The organism is Candidatus Accumulibacter meliphilus, from assembly GCF_036625345.1.
GTDB lineage: Bacteria > Pseudomonadota > Gammaproteobacteria > Burkholderiales > Rhodocyclaceae > Accumulibacter > Accumulibacter meliphilus.
Genome location: NZ_JAZKTZ010000004.1, coordinates 1 through 18,922 on the forward strand (window position 1 = coordinate 1; position 18,922 = coordinate 18,922).

General features: G+C 64.3%; 20 protein-coding genes. 14 read left to right on the top strand and 6 right to left on the bottom strand.

The features are described 5' to 3' along the window. From V5B40_RS08805 to V5B40_RS08815, 3 genes are all read left to right on the top strand, one after another. On the top strand, nt 1–505 hold a 505-nt coding region (locus V5B40_RS08805; protein WP_332354180.1), incomplete at its 5' end, for a metal ABC transporter solute-binding protein, Zn/Mn family. A 186-nt stretch (nt 506–691) separates the two neighbouring features. Further along, on the top strand, nt 692–1,039 hold the full coding sequence (locus tag V5B40_RS08810; RefSeq protein WP_332354181.1) for a hypothetical protein: 348 nt from the start codon (nt 692–694) through the stop codon (nt 1,037–1,039). A 77-nt stretch (nt 1,040–1,116) separates the two neighbouring features. Further along, complete coding sequence (locus tag V5B40_RS08815; RefSeq protein ID WP_332354182.1) at nt 1,117–1,458, top strand: BrnA antitoxin family protein; 342 nt, start codon at nt 1,117–1,119, stop codon at nt 1,456–1,458. Nucleotides 1,459–1,472: 14 nt separating this feature from the next. Here V5B40_RS08815 and V5B40_RS08820 read toward each other — a convergent pair whose 3' ends face one another. Together V5B40_RS08820 and V5B40_RS08825 are read right to left on the bottom strand one after the other, a co-directional pair. Next, nucleotides 1,473–1,652 (bottom strand): hypothetical protein, encoded by a 180-nt coding sequence (locus V5B40_RS08820; protein ID WP_332354183.1) that lies wholly within the window; start codon nt 1,650–1,652, stop codon nt 1,473–1,475. Between the two features lie 69 nt (nt 1,653–1,721). Then, nucleotides 1,722–2,024, bottom strand: a complete 303-nt coding sequence (locus tag V5B40_RS08825; RefSeq protein ID WP_332354184.1) for a transposase — start codon at nt 2,022–2,024, stop codon at nt 1,722–1,724. 198 nt (nt 2,025–2,222) lie between these two features. Between V5B40_RS08825 and V5B40_RS08830 the strand changes: the two genes are divergently transcribed. The 4 genes from V5B40_RS08830 to V5B40_RS08845 all read left to right on the top strand — a co-directional run bounded on the left by V5B40_RS08830 (nt 2,223) and on the right by V5B40_RS08845 (nt 7,817). Further along, on the top strand, nt 2,223–2,426 hold the full coding sequence (locus V5B40_RS08830) for a hypothetical protein (RefSeq protein ID WP_332354185.1): 204 nt from the start codon (nt 2,223–2,225) through the stop codon (nt 2,424–2,426). 42 nt (nt 2,427–2,468) lie between these two features. Next, nucleotides 2,469–3,971 carry a hypothetical protein gene (locus V5B40_RS08835; protein WP_332354186.1) on the top strand — a complete coding sequence of 501 codons (1,503 nt, stop codon included), beginning with the start codon at nt 2,469–2,471 and terminating at the stop codon, nt 3,969–3,971. Nucleotides 3,972–4,397: 426 nt separating this feature from the next. Further along, entirely contained in the window at nt 4,398–6,665 is a 2,268-nt protein-coding gene (locus V5B40_RS08840; RefSeq protein WP_332354187.1) for a tetratricopeptide repeat protein, read from the top strand. 54 nt (nt 6,666–6,719) lie between these two features. Further along, the gene (locus V5B40_RS08845; protein ID WP_332354188.1) at nt 6,720–7,817 is read left to right on the top strand and encodes a TIGR03032 family protein; all 1,098 of its coding nucleotides are present in this window, start codon (nt 6,720–6,722) and stop codon (nt 7,815–7,817) included. 13 nt (nt 7,818–7,830) lie between these two features. On the opposite strand, the gene cysC is transcribed toward V5B40_RS08845, so the two are convergent. Then, a complete protein-coding gene (cysC, locus tag V5B40_RS08850; RefSeq protein ID WP_434735856.1) occupies nt 7,831–8,511 on the bottom strand; it encodes an adenylyl-sulfate kinase in 681 nt (226 codons plus the stop codon). 269 nt (nt 8,512–8,780) lie between these two features. Here cysC and V5B40_RS08855 point away from each other — a divergent pair, with 269 nt between their 5' ends. Beyond that, nucleotides 8,781–10,064 carry an ISNCY family transposase gene (locus V5B40_RS08855; RefSeq protein WP_434735857.1) on the top strand — a complete coding sequence of 428 codons (1,284 nt, stop codon included), beginning with the start codon at nt 8,781–8,783 and terminating at the stop codon, nt 10,062–10,064. A gap of 163 nt (nt 10,065–10,227) precedes the next feature. Here V5B40_RS08855 and V5B40_RS08860 read toward each other — a convergent pair whose 3' ends face one another. Beyond that, the gene (locus V5B40_RS08860; protein ID WP_332354190.1) at nt 10,228–10,398 is read right to left on the bottom strand and encodes a hypothetical protein; all 171 of its coding nucleotides are present in this window, start codon (nt 10,396–10,398) and stop codon (nt 10,228–10,230) included. Nucleotides 10,399–10,447: 49 nt separating this feature from the next. Between V5B40_RS08860 and V5B40_RS08865 the strand changes: the two genes are divergently transcribed. Then, the gene (locus tag V5B40_RS08865; protein ID WP_332354535.1) at nt 10,448–11,017 is read left to right on the top strand and encodes a DUF4347 domain-containing protein; all 570 of its coding nucleotides are present in this window, start codon (nt 10,448–10,450) and stop codon (nt 11,015–11,017) included. A 2-nt stretch (nt 11,018–11,019) separates the two neighbouring features. Then, nucleotides 11,020–11,349: an integrin alpha gene (locus V5B40_RS08870; protein ID WP_332354191.1), complete on the top strand. Its 330-nt coding sequence runs from the start codon at nt 11,020–11,022 to the stop codon at nt 11,347–11,349. A gap of 168 nt (nt 11,350–11,517) precedes the next feature. Here the strand turns inward: V5B40_RS08870 and V5B40_RS08875 are convergent, their stop codons facing one another. Next, nucleotides 11,518–12,240 carry an ISAs1 family transposase gene (locus tag V5B40_RS08875; RefSeq protein WP_332354192.1) on the bottom strand — a complete coding sequence of 241 codons (723 nt, stop codon included), beginning with the start codon at nt 12,238–12,240 and terminating at the stop codon, nt 11,518–11,520. Further along, nucleotides 12,221–13,303 (bottom strand): Druantia anti-phage system protein DruA, encoded by a 1,083-nt coding sequence (locus V5B40_RS08880; protein ID WP_332354193.1) that lies wholly within the window; start codon nt 13,301–13,303, stop codon nt 12,221–12,223. The genes V5B40_RS08875 and V5B40_RS08880 overlap by 20 nt, the downstream gene beginning before the upstream one ends. A 140-nt stretch (nt 13,304–13,443) precedes the next feature. Between V5B40_RS08880 and V5B40_RS08885 the strand changes: the two genes are divergently transcribed. The 4 genes from V5B40_RS08885 (at nt 13,444) to V5B40_RS08900 (ending at nt 18,910) form a co-directional block, all read left to right on the top strand. Then, nucleotides 13,444–13,662 carry a hypothetical protein gene (locus V5B40_RS08885; protein ID WP_332354194.1) on the top strand — a complete coding sequence of 73 codons (219 nt, stop codon included), beginning with the start codon at nt 13,444–13,446 and terminating at the stop codon, nt 13,660–13,662. A gap of 697 nt (nt 13,663–14,359) precedes the next feature. Beyond that, nucleotides 14,360–18,562, top strand: coding sequence for a DUF4347 domain-containing protein (locus V5B40_RS08890; protein ID WP_332354195.1), 4,203 nt, complete (start codon nt 14,360–14,362; stop codon nt 18,560–18,562). Continuing rightward, complete coding sequence (locus tag V5B40_RS08895; protein WP_332354536.1) at nt 18,516–18,755, top strand: FG-GAP repeat protein; 240 nt, start codon at nt 18,516–18,518, stop codon at nt 18,753–18,755. The genes V5B40_RS08890 and V5B40_RS08895 overlap by 47 nt, the downstream gene beginning before the upstream one ends. Further along, a complete protein-coding gene (locus V5B40_RS08900) occupies nt 18,698–18,910 on the top strand; it encodes an FG-GAP repeat protein (protein WP_332354196.1) in 213 nt (70 codons plus the stop codon). The genes V5B40_RS08895 and V5B40_RS08900 overlap by 58 nt, the downstream gene beginning before the upstream one ends. Nucleotides 18,911–18,922 lie beyond the last annotated feature (12 nt).

The following is an 18,922-nucleotide window of genomic DNA, read 5'->3' on the forward strand; positions in this document are numbered from 1 at the left end:
GGACCTGGCTCAGGCGCGCCACTACGTTGACAACATCGCCGCTGCCCTGGCGCAGGTGGACCCGGCGAACGAGGCCGCTTATCAGGCCAACGCCGCCGCTTTGCAGCAGCAGATCGACACGCTTGACGCCGAGATTCGTGCCAGCCTGAGCAGGCTTCCCGCCGAACGGCGCGTCGTCGTCAGCTCACACGACGCTTTTGGCTACTTTGCCCGTGCCTATGGAATTCGCTTCCTTGCGCCTGTCGGCGTCAGCACTGATGCGCAGCCTTCAGCCGCCGCCGTTGCTGCGATCATCCGGCAAATTCGCCAAGAGAAGATCCCGGCAATGTTCATCGAGAACGTCAGCGATCGGCGCTTGCTCGAACGCATAAGTGCAGAGTCCGGGGCGCGTATCGGCGGCATCCTGTACTCCGATTCGCTGTCCACAGCTGGGACGGCCGCCGCGAGCTATCTCGGCATGATGCGCGAGAACGCGAAAACGCTCGCCGCGGCGCTGGCCGACTGACGACCGCCGCTGCCGCCCTGCGGGTTGTCCGCTGAACGCGGCGCTCTGTCATCAATCTGTCACACAAGCAGAGCATCCTCTCCCTGTCGTTACAAACTGTTGCAGCCAGCCGGCCGCAGCGCACAATGCGTGATGAAGTGCGTGCTTCTCCGGCGACTGCCCCGCAATTCGCCAGGGAGAATCACGATGTCGTCAGCAGCACCTCTTTCCAGCGCCGAAGCGATTCTCGCTGCGGCCAAGGAACTCAAACTCAGAAGACTCGCCGCGATGCCGCCGCCGGAAGCCATTGGCAAGGCAAAAAAAGCGCGCAAGCCCAACAACCATGATGCACGTTGTCGCTTGCGAATTCCGCACAGCGAATACCGGGAACTCGTCAAGCTCAAGAAGCGCCTGGCCAAGCGCGGGTTTCCCAGCAAGAAGGGGCAACTCGTTCGCGCCGGCCTGCTGCTGCTTGGCCATGTCGACCTGATCGACCTCAAAGTCGCGATTCGCAATGTGATTGCGCCGGAACCCTTGCTCTACAAAGTCAAGTAGGCGGCGCAGGTGCTCTCGTGTAAAGGGCTGAGCGCAAGGCTCGTCCCCCTGGATCTATTGTGCTTAAGGTGAAAAAAATGAAAAAGGCAGCTGTGGCAACCTCTTCGACGTTCGGCAAGGAACGCAAACGCGTGGCGCGGGTGGCCAAGGTGGTGCGTGCGCAGGATCCTGAAAATGTCCGTGATACCAATCAACCCGTAGAAATCGCGCCAGGTGTCTCGAGCAAGGCGAAAGTTCGCCAACCCGGCCGGCGCGGCCCGCAGAAGCTGCCGACCAAGGTGGCGGTGACCGTACGCTATAGCCCGGAGGTCCTCGATTATTTCAAGGCCAGCGGCGATGGTTGGCAGACGCGCATGAACGACGTCTTGCGGCGCCATGTTGAAGAGCAGAAGCGGCACGAGCAGCATCGCGCCGCGTAGACCAGTACCAGCCGTCAGCGAAGCGAAGGGTTTGCGCCGATGCGCGAACACGATGGCGGCTTGGCGTTTTTCGGCCACGCCGCGAGGATTTTGCTGACGATGTAGCGAACGAGCGCCGGCCAGCGGCTGGCTTTCGGCAACTGAGGCGCAGCTGCCAGAACCTCGTCAAGACCCTTGCGGATATTGGCAATCATCGCCTTGATCTGATTTCCTGCCGCATGGGGAAAGTGTGAGCACCCGACGCGACTGAGCGGTGTGCTGAGTCAGGCGGGCAACGCCGGAGAGCAAAACATCGGGGGGCTGGTGATCGCCTTCAGGCGTGCCTTCGGGTGCGCCAGGCGGACATACCAACTCCACCAGTTGTAGATCAGCGCCACGGCGCGCGCCGGAAGCTTGTAGCGCTCCGGGTTATGCGTGGTGTAGCGGCCCCAGCCCCACTGACTCTTCAGCTCGTCGAAGCCGTTCTCGCAATCGGCCCGATCGCGATACCGCTGACCCATGGCTTCCAGCGAGTAGTCGGCGTTGCGAACCTGAACCGCATATTCCAGAGTTTGGCTTTGTCGCAACGCTCCAGGAACGGCATTTCCTGCTGCGGACTCTCGTTACTTGCTTAGGCGGTCAAGCTGGACGTGACGCGCCGACGCAGGACGACCGCCCGTCGCTCAGGACTCCAGCCGGTAAAGCGGAGCTTGCCGGCGATGACGTCGAAGCCTTGGTGGACGCTTTGTCAGGCGCCTTGCCGCCAGAGCCGCTCGGTCAGGCGCGTGACTCAGCGCGGTCTGCTGGAGTTTGAAGAGGTAGGGCTGGACGATCTCTTCCATCGCCGCCGCCATCACGTCTTCATCACCACAGGCGTTGTCACCGCGCACCAGAGCGAGTCGTTCTTTGGAGACGAGCCGATCGAGCCGGGAGCGCAGACGGGGCAGGCTGTGTTTGGCAGCTGTGGTCTTTTCCATGTCGAGTACTAGCAGCCCGTCGGACTTAGGAATCTCAAATATGACTATTGCGGGATGAGCGTTGCCAGCGCTGGCGACATCAACGGCGACGGGCTATCCGACTTAATCGTGGGATCGCCCAAGAGCAACCCGCCTGCCGGCGTCAACGCAGGGCGTAGCTACGTCGTCTTCGGCAAGACCGATGGCGGCGTCGTCGATCTTTCGGCGATCGCCAGCGGCAGCGGCGGCTTTGTGATCAATGGCCAGTGTGCAGGTGGCGGGAGTGGATCGCGGGTCGCCGCTGCCGGTGACGTCAATGGTGACGGCCTGGCTGATCTAATCGTCGGGGCAGCTGACACCACATTCCAGCCCGCCGGCACCTTTGCTGGCCGCAGCTACGTCATTTTCGGCAGCACCAGCGGTGCCTTCGCGCCCAGCGCCGTCGACCAACTCGGCAGCACCGGCGACGACACTCTCACGGGCTCTGCCACCGCTGAGACCCTGGTCGGCAATGCCGGCAACGATATCCTGATCGGCAACGGCGGCGCCGATGTTCTCTACGGTGGTGCCGGCAACGACAGCTTCGTGCTCAACGCCAGCAACGTCGCCGCACTTGCCAGCGGCGTCAGCAACGGCCAGCTCGCCCGCATCGACGGCGGTACCGGCATCGATACCATCGCTCTGGCCGGCAGCGGCCTTGCCCTCGACCTGACCGCCATCGCCAACCAGGGCGGCAGCGCCCCCGGCAGCCAGTCACGCATCGAGTCGATCGAACGTATCGACCTCAGCGGTAGTGGCAACAACACCCTGACGCTGAACGTCTTTGACGTCCTCGACATGACCGGCATGAACCACTTCAACAACGCCAGCGGCTGGTCCGACGGCAGCTACGACCTCGCCGCTGGCGGCGCCAACGGCGCCAACCCCGAGCAGCGCCACCAGCTGGCCGTCACCGGCAACAGCGGCGACGCCGTCGTCCTGGCAGATGCCGCCAACTGGAACAATGTCGGCACCGTCAGCAGCGGAGCTCGTGTCTATTCCGTCTACAACCACGACGGCGCTGCAGCACAGCTCCTGATCGACGATGTGCTCACCGTTTCACCGACGAAGACCGACGACGATACCCTCCTGGCGACGCCCGGCGACGATACGCTCGACGGCGGTGCCGGCAACGACACCGTCTCTTACGACGCGGCCGCTGCCGGCGTCAGCCTCGACCTCGCCATCGCTGGCGCCCAGGCCACCGGCGGCTCCGGCAACGACACCCTGATCAGCATCGAAAACCTCGTCGGTAGCCTCTTTGATGACACCCTCACCGACTTCAACGTCCTTGCCGATACCATCGAACTGGAGAACGCCATTTTCGGCTCCCTGAGCAGCACCGGCACGCTGGCGGCAGGCTCGTTCCGTACAGGTGTCGGAGTCAGTGCGGCCGATGCCAACGACTTCATCCTCTACGACAGTGCCTCCGGCGCGCTGTATTACGATGCCGATGGCAACGGCGCGGGTGCCGCAGTGCAGTTCGCCAGCCTGAGTGGCGGTCTGGCGTTGAGCAATGCGGACTTTCTGGTGACTTGATCAGCAAGCACTGCCGGGCCGGTTTGGACCGGCAGTGCCGGCGGTGCCGGCGTTCGTCGCTGGCATAGCCGACATGGACGTTTGCATCGGCGACCAGTTGCCGCCGCGCCCCACGGCGATGCCAGTTGGATTCGCTCAGCATGTGATGCAGCTGCCGGTAGCTGCTCTCGGCCACTGTTTCGGGCCATACATTCCATGTTGCGGCGCGAACTCTGGAACAGACCATGCAGATACTGGCGCGCCGCGTTCTCCATTTGTCCTGACGTTCCTGCCAGCGAGGATATTTGCATGACGCGCTCTATTGGACTACCGCCTTGCCTTCGGAAATACTGACGAGAATCGCCAAAGCGAGTGACGCGGCTGATTCAGGGCAATATAGTGCCTGTGGGGCGTCGGAGTCCCGGTAGGCAAAGTAAAGGAAAATCGATGAGCAGCACTGCGTGCCATATCTCCCGTCTCTGGCGAGAACTGCGCGCTTCACCGCTGGATTCCAGATTGTGGCTGGCACTGGTTGTCGACTATCACCGGCATCAGTTGCCCTGGCAGGCCGTCCATTCTGCCCGTCAGGCCTTACGCTGTGATCCGAAGTTGCAGCCGCAGCTTGACGCCCTGGACCTTGGCCCCTGGCAGAACGCCGCGGTAGGCGACGCGCAGCTCGCTCGCCCGAGCTTGCCCCAGGTCAGCGCCGTGATCGAGCAATTCTCGGCGAGAGTGTGCGACCATCCCGGCGACTGGCTGACCTGGTTGTATCTGGCGCGCCTGTATGAAATGTCGTCGGTGATACCGTTGGCAGAGCGTTCGTCGTCGGCCGCGTCCGCCATCCGGCCAGTCGCGGTCGAGCACGAACACGCGCTGCGCGAAGCCCGGGCGCACGAAGTCATCGCCGGCGAAAGTCTGCACTGGCTCGGGGTCTGGCGGCTCAACGCCGGCGACGCCGAAGGCGCGGTCGCCGCGTTCTCGCAGCTGCTCGACCGGCGACCGCCGCGCCACGGCTCGCTGATGTCCCTCGGCGAAGCGCTGTTGCGCGTCGGCAACGTCGTCGCCGCCGAGAAAGCCTTCAGTCGCGCCTCGCTGTCCGCTAACCCCGACTTCCTGCTGACGCTGGCGGGCAAGGTCTACGCGTACAACTACTGGCAGGAAGCGATCGCCGTCCTCCAGAAAGCGCTTGCCCTGCGCCCGCAGCACGTCGCAACCTGGCTCGCGCTGGCCAGGATCCAGTCCGAAGTCTACGCCCTGGCCGATTGCCGCCAGAGCCTGCAGCAACTCGAGGCGCTGGCCCCCGAGCACCCCGAAGCCGTACTGCTCGCCGCCGGCCTGCGCGGCCGCATGGGCGACGCCAGCGGCCACCTCGCCGCACTGCAGATGGCCTACGATCGCGGCGGCGACCCGCTCTCGCGGCTGGCCTCGAGCATCGCCATGACCGCGCTCTATCACGACACCCTGCCGGCCGCAGAAATCGCCGCCCTGCATCGGCGGTTGTGCGCGCCGATCGAAGCGGAGGTGACCGAGAAGGCCGACTTCGCCAACCCGCGCACGACGGGCCGTCGCCTGCGCATCGGCTACGTCACCGGCGACCTGCACCGCCAGCACCCGGTCAACCTCTTCATGCTGCCGGTGCTGCAGCGCCACGACCATCACGGCTTCGAAATCTGCATCTACCACACCGGTCGCATGCACGACACCTACACCCGCCAGGCGAGAAGCTGCGCCGACCGCTGGCACGAAGCCGCGGCGCTCGACGACGCCGCCCTGCAGCAGGCGATCGTCGCCGACCAGATCGATATCCTGGTCGACCTCGCCGGCCATACGTCGAGCCACCGTCTCGGGGTGTTCGCACTGCGCGCCGCACCGGTGCAGGCGACCTTCCTTGGCTACCCGCATTCCACCGGCCTGACGCGCATCGACTGGCTGATTGGTGACCAAACGGTGGCGCCAGCGGCACACGCCGACCTGTTCAGCGAAGGCATTGCGCAACTACCCAACAGCGTCTTCTGCTGGGCGCCGGTCGACGACTACCCGCTGCCGCCCTCCCGATCGCCCACCGCGCCGGTCGTCTTCGCGTCGTTCAACAACGCCATGAAGCTCTCGCCGCGAACGATCGCCGTTTGGGCGCAGGTCCTGCACGCAGTTCCCGGCGCGCAACTGCTGCTCAAGGCACCATCGCTGCAGGACGCCGGCGTTCGCGCCAGCTTCGTCGAACGCTTTGCCGCCCACCGCATCGGCGCCGATCGCCTCAGCCTGCACGGCCCCAGCGGCCTGGCCGAGATGATGCAGGCCTACGGCGACGTCGACATCGCGCTCGACCCGCTGCCCTACAACGGCGGCACGACGACACTCCAGGCCTTGTGGATGGGCGTGCCGGTAGTCACCCTCGCTGGCCAGCACTTCGTCAGCCGCATGGGCGCGAGCTTTCTGAACACCTTGGGCCAGCCCGACTGGGTGGCCAGCGATAGCGCCGACTACGTGGCCACCGCCAGGCGCCTGGCCGGTGATTGCCAGCACTGGCGGGTGAACCGCGCCCGCTTGCGCGCGCGCATGGCGGCGTCGCCGCTGACCGACATCGCCCGCTGGGTCACTCAGCTCGAAGCCCTCTATCAGCGGATGTGGGCGGCGTATTGCGCTGGTGATCGCCAACGCCTGCTGCCGGCACAGCCTGGGCCCCGCAGCCCCGCGCAAGATCCGGCCGTAGACTGACTCCCTTGCCGCCATGCCCATGGCGCCCCATCCACCGACCCAGGAAGACCCCCGATGGACAACAGCGAGCACCCCGCCGACAGCGCCCCCGAAACGAGCGACCACAAGCCAAACCGCGACGCCGCGCCGGCACTCGAAATCACCACCTCCCGGCAAATGCTCGCCTGGCTCGCCGAACAGCAGCTCTCGCTGGCGCTGAGCACCTACCAGATCGGCAAGCTGTTCTTCATCGGACTGAAAGCCAATGGCGAACTGTCGGTCTTCGAGCGCAGCTTCAACCGCTGCATGGGGCTCTGTCCGACGGCCAACGGCCTGTACCTGAGCAGCCTGTACCAGGTCTGGCGTTTCGAGAACCTGTTCACCGCCGGCGAACAACAGGACGGCTTCGACCGGCTCTACCTGCCGCAGGTCGGCTATACCACCGGCGACCTCGACATCCACGACATGGCGGTCGGCGCCGACGGTCGGCTGGTCTTCGTCAATACCCTGTTCGGCTGCCTGGCGACGCTCTCCGCGACGCACAGCTTCAAGCCGCTGTGGCAGCCGCCTTTCGTCAGCCGGCTGGCGGCCGAGGACCGTTGCCACCTCAACGGGCTGGCGATGAGGGACGGCCGCCCGGCTTACGTCACCGCGGTCAGCCAGTCGGACGTCGTCGACGGCTGGCGCGATCATCGCGCCGACGGCGGTGTCGTCATCGACGTGAAGCGCAACGAGATCGTCGCCAAAGGGCTGTCGATGCCGCACTCGCCGCGCTGGCACCAGGGCAAGCTGTGGCTGCTCAACTCCGGCACCGGCGAGTTCGGTCATGTGGATCTGGAGAGCGGGCGTTTCCTGCCGCTCACCTTCTGCGCCGGTTATCTGCGCGGCCTGGCTTTCCACGGCGACTTCGCCTTGGTCGGGCTGTCGAAGCCGCGCCATAACAAAACCTTCAGCGGCCTGGCACTGGATCAGAACCTCAAGGACCGGCAGGCCGAAGCGCGCTGCGGCGTGCAGGTGATCGACCTGCGCACGGGTGATGCCGTGCACTGGCTGCGCTTCGAAGGCGTCGTCGACGAGTTGTACGACGTTGTCGCGTTGCCCGGCGTCAGGCGGCCGATGGCGCTGGGGTTCAAGACCGACGAGATTCGGCGGGTGTTGAGTATCGAGGGCTAGCCGGTGCAGGCGCTCACACCGGTGAGTCGGCGCCCGGCCGGCTGAGCAGCCGCGCCAGTTGTTCGACCGCCTCGGCCAGCGCGAGCTGCGCGGTATCGAGCGTCAGAGCGGCTTGCTCGGGAGGCTCGTAGGGCGACGAAACGCCGGTGAACGCGGGCAGCTCGCCGCGCCGCGCCTGGCCATAGAAACCTTTCGGGTCACGCGCTTCGCAGACCGCCAGCGGCGTGCTGACATGCACCTCCAGGAAACGCGCAGCGCCGATGATCGCTCTCGCCGCGGCGCGGTCGGCGCGCCATGGAGAGATGAAAGCGGTGATCACGATCAGCCCGGCGTCGTTCATCAGGCGCGCGACTTCGGCGATGCGCCGGATGTTCTCGCTGCGGTCGGCCGGCGAGAAGCCCAGGTTGCGATTCAGGCCGTGGCGCACGTTGTCGCCGTCGAGGACGGTGCAGGCGCGGCCGCGATCGTGCAGCTCGCGTTCGAGCGTAAAAGCCAGCGTCGATTTGCCGGCGGCGCTCAGGCCGGTCAGCCAGAGCGTCCGGGGGACCTGGCCGAGGAGGACTGCGCGGTCGGCGGAGGAGACCTGGCCGGTGTGCCAGATGATTCGAGGAGCGGGGGTGGGCGGCATGGGCTTGGGAGGAGGTGTTGGGGACGATCGGGGCTGCGGCGTGGTGGACGGTGAGCAGCTTAGCATCGTGTGCCGCTCGCTGCCCAGGCGCGCGAATCCCTGCAGCAGTTCTCATTTCAAACCCACGGAAGGCGGCTGTTGGCGTAGGTTGGCGCACGAGGATTGGCAGACTTGGGCGATGAAGATTGAGGTAAACTCCGGCCGTTCTGAAAATAGTGCTGGTAAACAGTATGTTATGGTGTTAACCTCGAACTTGATCGAAGTATTGATGATTTTCAGGTACCCAGCCCATTTCAACTGTTGCCCTCATCCCCCTGCCAAGCCCCGCCGTCGCCTTGATCGAGAAGGTTCGGGATGCATTTCGGGCTTTGCCGGACGGGCGTAAGCAGAGCAACGCCCGGCTCTATGAGATCGAGGATGCGGCTCTGTCGGCCTTCGCCGTGTTTTTCTCGCAAAGTCCGTCTTTCCTCGATAGCCAAGTCAGGATGCAGAAGCAGTTGGGGCGAAACAATGCCTCTTCGCTGTTCGGGGTGCATGAGATTCCCTGCGATAACCAGATTCGCAATCTGCTGGACCCGGTGCCGCCGGAAACGGTGTACCCGGTCATGGCCGAGATTGGCGATGCCCTGTACCAGCAAGGCTATCTGGCGGGATTTCGCTCGATTAACGACACCTTGCTGATTGCCCTGGACGGCACTGATTTCTTCTCCTCGGAAAAGATTTCCTGTGCCCGTTGCAGCGAGACGCGCCTGAAGAACGATCGGGTTCTCTATCGCCACATTGCCGTGACGCCGGTGCTGGTGGCGCCGGGTCAGGCGAACGCCATCCCGTTGCCGCCCGAATTCGTGCAGCCCCAGGACGGCCAGGACAAGCAGGACTGCGAATTGGCCGCCTCGGCCCGCTGGCTGGCGCGCTGGGGCGAGCACTACCGCCCGTGGCGCATCACCTACCTGGGCGACGATCTGTACTGCCATCAGTCGCATTGCCTGCGGGTGCGGGCGCAACAGGCCGACTTTCTGTTCACCTGCAAGCCCGAATCCCATGCCACGCTCTACGAGTGGGTCGGCGATTTCGAGCGCAACGAGCAACTCGGCCGCGTCGTACAGGCGCGACGCGTCGGCAAGAAGCCCTTTATCGACACCTATCGCTATGTCCATCAAGTGCCCTTGCGCGACACGGACGATGCCGTGATGGCCAACTGGCTGGAACTGGTCACCACCGATGCCCGCGGTGCCATCGTCTTCAAGAACGCCTGGGCCACCTCGCATGCCATCACCGACGACAACGTCGCCGCTCTGGCTGCCGCCGGGCGGGCGCGTTGGAAAATCGAGAACGAGAACAACAACACCCTCAAGACCAAGGGCTACCATTTCGACCACAACTTCGGACACGGCAAACACTTCTTGGCCAACCTGTTCGCCACGCTGATCTTGTTGGCCTTCTTGGTCCATACCGCCCTGGACTGGATGGACACCCGTTACGCCAAGGTGCGCGGCCTGCTGCCCTCCCGCCGCACCTTCTTCGAACACCTGCGCGCCTTGCTACAGTACCTGCCGATCACCTCATGCGCTTCATGCAGCAGGGCCTCGCTCCCAACGCCCCAGACACCGGCTGACTGACCCCATCCAACTCTCCTTACCCTCACCGCCCGCTACCATGGAATTTGAAATGAGAACTGCTGGAATCCCTGACAAGGCAGTGGAAAAGCGTGGGATTTATTCGTATCCTTCAAGCTTGTAACCCACTCTTGTGAAGGGGACTCGCGTGGCTGATATCGACCTTTCAAACAGCGCTGCCGGTACCGGCAGCTTGGCGATCACGAAGCCGCGTATCGGTGGCGCGAGGAATTTCGGCGTTGCCCGAGGCCGAGGCCGCGGTGGCTGCGGCGATGGAACGGCCGCTGCAGGCACGACCACGACTGTCGCCTTCATCGATAGCCGTGTGGCCGATCATCAGGATCTGATCGCCGGCCTGGAGGCCGACACGACGAGTGGCGTAGCTGATCGATGGCGACAGCGACGGGCTGGCGCAGATGCAGGCCGCGCTGGCCGGCCGCAGCGGCCTGGCCTCGATCCGCATCCTGGCGCACGGCCGCCCGGGCGCGCTGCTGCTCGGCGCGACCGAGCTGACCCGGGAGAAGCTCGATCCGCTGGCCGAAGAGCTGGCGACGATCGGGCGGGCGCTCGATGCGCGCGGTGATGTCCAGATCTACGCCTGCGAAATGGGCAAGGGCGATGCCGGGCGGGCCTTCGTCGAGGCGTTGTCGGAAGGAATCGGGGCGCCGGTCGCCGCCGCGTCGGGGCCGCTGGGTGATGCAGATCTGGGCGGTGACTGGCGCCTCGATGTCGGCGAGCTGCGTGGCGCGCCGCTGCACAGGCCGCAATGGCACGGCCTGCTCGCGCTGACAGTGACGCCGCAGCCGCCCGTGACGCCACACCGGAGTGCCGGCGAGTGGCGTAACGATCATGCCTTTGCGGCGCTGCGCGCCGATGGCTCGGTGGTCACCTGGGGAGACGGCTCCAGGGGCGGCAACAGCAGCACCGTCGCCAGCCAGCTCAGTATGACGTGGTGAGCATGGCCAATCCCTTCACCAACGATGTGTATGTGGCTGACCCGATCGCGCTTTCCGACATTGCCAGCGGTAATGGTGGCTTCGTGATCAACGGGCAGTGTGCGGGTGACATCAGTGGCATCAGCGCCGCAGCGGCTGGCGATGTCAACGGGGAAGGGCTGGACGACCTGATTGTCGGAGCCCACCGCAGCGACCCCGCCGCAGGGGCTGACGCCGGCCGCAACTACGTCATCTTCGGTAGCACTAGCGGTACCAACGCCGCCAGCGCCGTCGACCAGCTCGGCGGCGCCGGCGACATCGCTGCACTGACCTCCGGCGTCATCAGCAGCTAGCTCGCCCGCCTCGACGGTGGCACCGGCATCGACACCGTCACGCTGCACGGCAGCGGCCTTGCTCTCGACCTCACCGCCATCGCCAACCAGGGCGCCAGCACGCCCGGCAGTCAGTCACGCATCGAGTCGATCGAACACATCCACGGTAAATTTGTTCTCCCTCTGGGATCAAGACGAGACGTGGCCGGTAGAGTTCTTGGTCATGCGCAGATAGTCGAAGACCAAGCGGATGTTGCGGTTGAGGCGGCGCATTTTCTCGGCAAGACTGGTTTTGCCATCGGCGAAGTGATGGAGGATGCCGACGGCGAAGCGGCGCAGGCGTGACATATTCTCGGGACCGTGACCGGTGCGAATCCGGCTGCGGTCTTCGTCGTAATTCCAGTCGATGACGTAGTGACAGCGGTTTTCAATCGACCAATGGCCGCGATTGATGGCGAGGAGTCGCTGCGGGCTGGCCTGTTCTGGAGGGCGACTGGTGACACCGAGAGCGGTTTCGAGCGTACGCTTGCCACTCTTCTTGTGCACCACCTCGCGCTCGATCAAGAACGCTTGGCCCACATGCGGGAAGTCGAGATAGGAGTTGAGGGCGTCGCTACACCAAATACGCCGGGTTTCGATCCGACCATGGTCAGGTGGCGAAACTGCCACGTAGTCTGGCGCCTTGCGATTCTGGAAGAGGAGTGCGATGTCGGCTTCCAGTGTTGGCTGATTGCCTTTAGCCGTGAAATGGTAGTGCGCCTTGCGCTCCACCAGGTAGGTCGCCAGCTTGCGCTGTGTCAGCAGCGCGTCGGCGGTGGTGTCCTTTCCCTGAATATCGATCGCATCGAGCAGGGGCATGAACATCCCGATTTCATTGGTCTGCTTGAGCTCTTCACCGCCATTTACGGGCAAAGTGCCGACTTTTTTGGGTGTAGCACACGCCGGTCTGATGCCCGACCGCGCTCATGATGTGCGTTTGCTGCCCGTGCTCGTCATGGGCATTGCACATGGTCTTGCCGTCGACGGCAAGACTGGGATCATCTTGAGCGTAGGTCTTATTCCACTGCTGACACGCTTGGTCAAGCGCCGTGGGATCGACGCGGATCAGGACGTCACGGATGATGAACTCACTCGGTACGCGGTAAATTCCCTTCTCGCGGCGACAGCGGAAGCGTTCGCGCGCTTTGGGTTTGAGGTCTTGCGCCCAACCGGCGATGGCCTTGTAGCCACACATTCCGCACAAAACCGCCGCGGTGGCGATGGCCAGAACGGCCGGAAGGGGGTGGCGCCTCCCTTGCGCGCGACGCGGATCGGTGATGTCGGCGAAGAAATCGGGGAGAGTGCGCATCTGTTCGGCGGTCAGCATCATCCTGGGCGCTCCTAGGCGATAGCGGGGGTTGAGTATCGAACGGGAAAGTTGGGCGCGAGCATCGGCCTGCAATGGGCGAACGAAGACGACTTTGGGCGACGCAAGGTGAGCGCTGTAGCCTTCTCGGGTCCGGCGAAAGCCTTGGGTCAGCCCCAGAGGCGTCCAGTTCGCGGCCCGATAGACGGTCCCCTGGAAGCGCGATGGATCGACAAAGGTCTCCAGCAATAACAGGGGTTTCCTGAAATGGGCCTGCCAGTCCTCTGCCAGCCGTCGCTCACAGAGCGAGAGCACCTTGGAGCCGAGATTGGGGTAATGCCAGTCGGGAAGGATCAGAAAGCGACTGTTGTTGGCGACCAGGCCCAGGCGATCGTACTGATGCCGATAGCCCCAGCCCATCCAGCGGTCACGAACGCCGCATTTCCAGGCCGCCGCGGAGAAACTCAGCAAGGCCGCCCACTCTTCGCCGTGCGTAGCCACGTACCAGAGCGTGTGCCCGATCTTCGCCAGATCGCCCAGGTAGTGATGCTCTGCCATCAATTCCCGATAGCGAGCCTCTTCGCTCTTGCCCACCAAGCGAACACGCAATGCACAAAGAACGCTTTCCATGCACCATTTATACGGACTTTCTGAGCAGATGTTCAGGAGGAAAACTAACTGCTTGATTCCCTAGGCGCTACCTGGGAGGACAAATCCGTCCTGTACGCTGAGCGACTTCACCACCGGCAGCGACCGGATTGTGCTCGACGATGCGATCTTCGGCCCTCCCTGCGGGAAATTTCGCTGCGGGTCGTCTGGTCGCCGAAGCCGGGGCGGTGGCGCATGACGCCAACGACTTCATTCTCTACGACACCAGCACCCGCAGTCTTTCCTGCGATCCGGACGGTTCCGGGGCGCAGGCGACGATGCATTTTGCGACGCCAAGCGGGCACCGGGCGCTGGCGACGTTGGATATCTGGGTGAGGTAGTGTGGTCGGTAGTTCGCGGAGGTGCGTGAACGACGGCGGCGCGCCAGGGTCAGCGATCGCGCGGGCGGTTGCTGGCCCCGTCGCCGGTACATTTGCGGACCGGTGGCCCACTCGCCGGTACTGGATTGCTTCGCTTCGCTCGCAATGACGGCTACGCCCCACGCCCTACATTCCGCCACTGCGAGGAGCGTAGCGACGTGACAGTCCAGCTGAGTCCTGTCTACTTCGAGCGGGCTTCCCGCCGCGACTTTGCGCACGCCGGAATGTCGAAACCGCACCGTTGCCGGCGCGGCAGGACGACTGGTGCGCCATCAGAATCTCAAGGATTGGCGGGCCAAAGCCCGGCGCAGCGCGGCTGTAATCGAACGACCCGATCTGGGCCACGCTGGTGAATTGTCTGCGCGGCGGAGCCGTGCCCGATGAGCGCTATGAACTCGTTTTGTTACCTGGCCTCAGGCGGCCGATAGCATTGGGGTTCAAGAGCGATCCGACTCGACGGTGGTAAGTCTCGCGGGGTCGAAAAGCGCGTGCAGCGTCCCGCGAAGCCTCTTGGCGAGAAGCGCTGTCTGTGACACCGATGGGCCACGTCTTACCCCGCGCTTTGCACGAACGCTATTTCCCTTGCAAAGAAATGGAAAACGGTTCGATTTGTTCGTATGATTCGATCTGTTAATCCACTCTTGCCAAGGGGCCTCACGTGACTGCTATCGACCTTTCCAATCGCGCTGCATGTACGGGCGGCCTGGTGATCAACCAGCAGAGCACGGGGAACGCGAGGGACTTCGATGCCGCGAGAGGCCGAGGCGGCAGTGGCGGCCGAGCAGCCGAGTCGGGTACGACCACGAACATTGTCTTCATCGACGCTCGCGTGGCGGATCATCAGGATCTGATCGCTGGCCTGGGTGAAGACAGCGAGTGGCTGCTGGTTGATGGCGGCAGCGACGGTGTGCTGCAGATGGCGGATGCGCTGGCTGACCGGCGTGGCCTGACTTCGATTCGTATTCTGGCGCACGGACGTCCCGGGGCGTTGCTGCTCGGTGCGTGGGAGCTGACGCAGGCGAATCTTGATCAGCATTGCCGGACGCTGGCGATGATCGGGCGGGCGCTCGACGGGAACGGTGGTGTTCAGATCTACGGCTGTGAAGTGGGCCAGGGGAACGCCGGGCGGGCATTTGTCGGGGCGTTGGCGGAAGCGCTTGGCGTGCCGGTGGCGGCGGCCTCGGGGCCAGTGGGTCATACGGACCTGGGTGGCGAGTGGCGGCTCGATGTGGGTGAGGTGCGTGGTGCGCTGCTGGTCAGACCACAATGGTACGGGCTGCTTGGGATGACGGTCACACAGCTTGTCCCCGGCTATACAGGCCGCAGCGCGGGCGAGTGGCAGAATCAGAGAGCCCTTGCCGCGCTTCGCGCAGACGGCTCGGTGGTGACTTGGGGGGTTGGCTCTTCCGGCGGTGACAGCAGAGCCGTCGCGGCGGCGCTCGATGGAACGATAGACGTGACGCAGCTATTTTCGACCAAGTATTCTCTTGCCGCGCTACGGGCCGATGGTTCGGTAGTAACTTGGGGGGACCCCCTTTTCGGAAGCGACAGTAGCGCCGTTGCGGCGGAGCTCGACGGCACGATTGCCGTGACGCAGCTATTTTCGTCGGAGGCGGCTTTTGCCGCCCTGCGCGCCGATGGCTCGGTAGTGACATGGGGGAGTGCTTCGTACGGCAACTATGGTGGGGACAGCAGCGCCGTTTCGGGAGCGCTCGATGGCACGATCGACGTGATGCGGATTGCATCTACCCAGGCTTCCTTCGCAGCGTTGCGGGCGGATGGTTCGGTAATAACGTGGGGGCACCCTGGCAATGGCGGTGACAGCAGCAGGGTGGTGGCAGAGCTTGATGGCACCATCGACGTGACGCAGCTGTTCTCGACGTTTTCCGCTTTTGCCGCGCTCCGCTCCGACGGCTCGGTGGTGACCTGGGGGGGGGCAGGTTCTGCCGGCGATAGCAGCGCGGTGGCCGCAGCGTTAAACGGCACGATCGACGTTACAGACATAGCGTCAACCCAGAATGCCTTTGCCGCAGTGCGCACCGACGGCTCCGTGGTGACTTGGGGGGACGCCGGCTGGGGCGGCGACAGTAGTGCGGTGGCGGCCGCGCTCAATGGCACCATCGACGTGACGAAGGTGTATTCGACCCAGCGCGCCTTCGCTGCGCTGCGTGCAGATGGCTCCGTGGTGACTTGGGGGACTAGTCCCTACGGCGCCTATGGTGGTGACAGTAGCGCGGTGGCAGCGGAACTCGACGGCACGATAGACGTAACGCAAATATCTGCGACTGCGGGGGCTTTTGCCGCGCTGCGCGCCGATGGCTCGGTGGTGACCTGGGGGCGAGGCGGCGATACCAGTCGCGTGACAGAAGCGCTGGATGGAACGATCGACGTGACGCAGCTGTTTTCGACGTTTTCCGATTTTGCCGCGCTGCGGGTCGATGGATCGCTGGTGACTTGGGGGGCTGACAGCAGTTCGGTGGCAGACGCGCTTGATGGCACCATTGAGGTAACCCAGGTATTTGCAAACGACCAGGCCTTTGCCGCGCTACGCGCCGATGGCTCGGTGGTGACTTGGGGCGTCCCTTGGGCAGGTGGTAGCAGCGGCGCCGTCGCCCGACAGTTGACCGATGTGGTAAGCATGACCAATCCATTGACGAACGATGTGTATGTGGATACGTCTCCGCCGATTCCACAGATCAACCTTTCCGACATCGCCACCGGTAGGGGTGGCTTCGTCATCAACGGCCAGTGTGCCGGTGACCAAAGTGGCCTCAGCGTCGCCGCGGCCGGCGACGTTAACGGCGACGGCCTTGCCGACCTGATCGTCGGCGCACCCTACGGCGACGCCGCTGCTGGCACCGATTCCGGCCGTAGCTATATCGTCTTCGGCAAGACTGGCAACGCCGCGGTCGACCTCTCTGCGGTCGCTGTTGGCAATGGCGGCTTCGTGGTTAACGGCCAGTGTAATGCTGACCTGAGCGGCAACAGCGTATCTGCGGCTGGTGACGTCAACGGCGATGGCTTCGCCGACCTGATCATCGGCGCGGGCAATGCTGACGCCGCTGGCGGACCCAACGCTGCGCGCAGCTACGTGGTCTTCGGCAAGAGCGACGGTATCGCCATCAACCTCTCGGCGGTCGCCAACGGTAGCGGTGGATTCCTCATCAGCGTGGAGACGCCTGCGCAGTACTCGACGGTGAGCGTCTCCGCCGCCGGTGACGTCAACGGTGATGGCCTCGCCGACTTGATCGTCGGGCGTCCGGACCTGAATGCCGGACGCAGCTACGTCGTCTTTGGCACGACCGCCAATTCTGGCGTCGAGCTCTCCGCCATCGTTAGCCGCACCGGTGGCTTCGTGATCGATGGCCAATGCGGTGGCGATTGGAGCGGCAGCAGTGTCGCTTCAGCTGGCGACGTCAACGGCGATGGCCTTGCCGACCTGATCGTCGGCGCCGACAGCCACAGCCCAGGGGGGCGTTTCGAAGCCGGGCGCAGCTACGTCGTCTTTGGTAAGGCCGGCAGTGGCGCGATCGCCCTCTCGGCGGTCGCCAGTGGCAACGGCGGCTTCGTGATCAACGGCCAGTGTGCGGGAGACCATAGTGGCTACAGCGTCGCCGGTGCCGGCGACGTCAATGGCGACGGCCTCGCCGACGTCATCGTTGGCGCATATCATGGCGATCCCGCCGCCGGCAGTGACGCCGGGCGCAGCTACGTTGTCTTCGGCAAGAACGGTACCAGCGCCGTCGAACTATCGGCGATCGCCAATGGCAGCGGCGGCTTCATGATCAACGGCCAGTGCGAGGGCGATGCCAGCGGTCACCGCGTTGCGGCGACCGGAGATCTCAATGGTGACGGTCTGGGCGACCTGTTCGTCGGTGCGTATGGCGGCGACCCCGCCGCTGGGAGCAGCGCCGGCCGCAGCTACGTGGTGTTCGGAAAGACTGGCGGTGGCTCCGTCGAGCTGTCGGCGATCGCCAACGGTCGCGATGGTTTCGTGATCAACGGCCAATGCGCTAGTGATTACAGCGGCGGCCGACTCGCCGGTGTCGACGACGTAAATGGTGATGGCTTGGCCGACCTGATCGTCGCCGCGCCGTTTGCCGACCCGGCCACTGGCAGTAATGCCGGGCGGAGCTATGTACTCTTCGGCGGCACTGCCGAGGCCTTCTGGAGTGAGCGTGATCAGTTCGGTGGTATTGGCAACGACACGCTCACCGGCACTGGCGCAGCTGAAACCCTGATCGGCAACACCGGCAACGACGTGCTAATTGGCAACGGCGGTGCAGATGTTCTCTATGGTGGTGCCGGGGACGACAGCTTTGTGCTTAACATTACCAACATCGCTGCACTGGCTAGCAGCGTTATCGGTGGTCAGCTCGCGCGCATCAACGGTGGCAGCGGTAGCGACACGATCGCCCTGGCCGGTAGCGGGGTTTCACTCAACCTGACTGCTATTGCCAACCAGGGCGCCAGTACACCCGGCAGTCAGTCGCGTCTCGAATCGATCGAACACATCGACCTGACCGGCTCCGACCCCAACACCCTGATACTGAGTGTCGGCGATATTCTCGACATTGCTGGCATGAACCTGTTCAACAGCGGCAACGGCTGGGCCGGTCTGGGTGCCCAGGTACAAAGACACCAACTCGTCGTCGACGGCGACACTGGCGATTTTGTTCAGATCAATGGTGCCTGGACCAATACCGGCAGTACGGTCAGCAACGGCGGCCATCGCCGCCGGCACGGGCGGTTTCGTCATCAACGGCCAGTGCGCGGGCGACAGCAGCGGCTGGAGCGTCGCCGGCGCCGGCGACATCAATGGCGACGGACTCGACGACCTGATCGTCGGCGCCCCTTATAGCTCCCCCGCGGGGCAGCCAGGCGGGGCGCAGCTACGTCGTCTTCGGCAAGACCGGGGGCAGCGCCATCGACCTCTCGGCGATCGCCAACGGCAGCGGCGGTTTCGTCATCAACGGCCAGAGTGCCGACGACACCAGTGGCTACAGCGTCGCGTGCGGCCGGCGACTTCAACGGCGACGGCCTCGCCGACCTGATCATCGGGGCGGACGATGGCCATGCGTCGCATGGCGCCGACGCCGGGCGCAGCTACGTCTGGTCTTCGGCAAGACCGGCAGCGGCAGCGCCATCGACCTGTCGGCGATCGCCGCCGGCAACGGCGGCTTCGTCATCAACGGCCAGGCGCCGGTGACTACAGTGGCCG

Coding starts and splice junctions, on each gene's coding strand:
- V5B40_RS08860 (WP_332354190.1), bottom strand. CDS start 10,398: ATGATCGGCCACACGGCTATCGATGAAGGCGACAGTCGTGGTCGTGCC.
- V5B40_RS08885 (WP_332354194.1), top strand. CDS start 13,444: ATGCGATCTTCGGCCCTCCCTGCGGGAAATTTCGCTGCGGGTCGTCTG.
- V5B40_RS08870 (WP_332354191.1), top strand. CDS start 11,020: ATGGCCAATCCCTTCACCAACGATGTGTATGTGGCTGACCCGATCGCG.
- V5B40_RS08840 (WP_332354187.1), top strand. CDS start 4,398: ATGAGCAGCACTGCGTGCCATATCTCCCGTCTCTGGCGAGAACTGCGC.
- V5B40_RS08880 (WP_332354193.1), bottom strand. CDS start 13,303: ATGGAAAGCGTTCTTTGTGCATTGCGTGTTCGCTTGGTGGGCAAGAGC.
- V5B40_RS08835 (WP_332354186.1), top strand. CDS start 2,469: ATGAGCGTTGCCAGCGCTGGCGACATCAACGGCGACGGGCTATCCGAC.
- V5B40_RS08820 (WP_332354183.1), bottom strand. CDS start 1,652: ATGATTGCCAATATCCGCAAGGGTCTTGACGAGGTTCTGGCAGCTGCG.
- V5B40_RS08845 (WP_332354188.1), top strand. CDS start 6,720: ATGGACAACAGCGAGCACCCCGCCGACAGCGCCCCCGAAACGAGCGAC.
- V5B40_RS08810 (WP_332354181.1), top strand. CDS start 692: ATGTCGTCAGCAGCACCTCTTTCCAGCGCCGAAGCGATTCTCGCTGCG.
- V5B40_RS08815 (WP_332354182.1), top strand. CDS start 1,117: ATGAAAAAGGCAGCTGTGGCAACCTCTTCGACGTTCGGCAAGGAACGC.
- cysC (WP_434735856.1), bottom strand. CDS start 8,511: ATGCTAAGCTGCTCACCGTCCACCACGCCGCAGCCCCGATCGTCCCCA.